A 1,105-nucleotide genomic window follows, 5' to 3' on the forward strand; every position below is an offset into this window, starting at 1 on the left:
TCCAGCGACCATGCGGCGACCTTCGCCAAGTACCTGATCGAGACCCGCGCGGGGGTCCTGACCTCGTCGGCGGCGCTGTCGGTGTCGTCGGTCTACGCCGCCCCGCAGGACCTGGAGGGGGTGCTGTACCTGGCCATCTCGCAGTCGGGAAAGAGCCCCGACCTTCTGTCGGCGGTCGAGGCGGCCAAGCAGGGCGGGGCGTTCGTGGTCGCTTTGGTCAATGACGAGAGCTCGCCCCTGGCGGCCCTGGCCGACGCGGTGCTGCCGCTGCATGCGGGGCCGGAACTGAGCGTGGCGGCGACGAAGTCGTACATCGCCGCCCTGACGGCCATCGCCCAGCTGGTCGCCGCCTGGACTGGCGATGATGAGCTGACGGCGGCGCTCGAAGCGCTTCCGGCCGGTCTGGCGACCGCCTGGGCGCAGGACTGGAGCGCCGGCATCGTGGCGCTGTCGGGCGCGACCAACCTCTACGTCCTCGGGCGCGGCGTCGGCTTCGGGATCGCCCAGGAAGCGGCCCTGAAGTTCAAGGAGACCTGCGGCCTGCACGCCGAGGCGTTCAGCGCCGCCGAGGTGCTGCACGGCCCGATGGCCCTCGTGAAGGACGGCTTCCCGGCGCTGGTTCTGGCCCAGAAGGACGAGACCCATGACTCGACGCTGAAGATGGCCCAAGGCCTGGCCGAGCGCGGCGCGACCGTGCTGCTGGCCGGCGGCGAAGTCGCGGGCGCGACCGCCCTGCCCGCCGCTTCGGGTCACCCGCTGCTCGAGCCGATCCTGCTGGTGCAGAGCTTCTACCGCATGGCCGCCGGCCTGTCGGTGGCGCGCGGCTACGATCCCGACAGCCCGCCCCACCTCAACAAGGTGACCCAGACCGTCTGATGCTGATCGCCCTCGTCAATGGCGCCGTGATGACGCCCGCCGGCGTCGTCGACGGCCAGGCCCTGCTGGTCGAGGACGGCCTGATCGTCGGCCTCGTCGCGCCCGAGGCCGTGCCGGCCGGCGCCGATATCCAGGATCTGGCCGGCGGCCTGCTGGTTCCCGGCTTCATCGACACCCAGGTCAATGGCGGCGGCGGCGTGCTCTTCAACGACGCCCCGACGGTGGAGAC

The 1,105-nt window shown here is 71.7% G+C and carries 1 protein-coding gene and 1 pseudogene; both read left to right on the forward strand.

All coding sequences use genetic code 11. The features are described from left to right. Positions 1 to 876 (forward strand): SIS domain-containing protein (locus tag I4Q42_RS25805; RefSeq protein WP_198578971.1); only part of this gene is annotated, 876 nt, incomplete at its 5' end. After that, positions 876 to 1,105, forward strand: a pseudogene (locus I4Q42_RS25810) (N-acetylglucosamine-6-phosphate deacetylase); the annotation flags it as partial. The gene I4Q42_RS25805 and the pseudogene I4Q42_RS25810, both read left to right, overlap by 1 nt.

It is taken from the genome of Caulobacter hibisci (genome assembly GCF_016135805.1).
Taxonomy (GTDB): Bacteria; Pseudomonadota; Alphaproteobacteria; order Caulobacterales; family Caulobacteraceae; genus Caulobacter; species Caulobacter hibisci.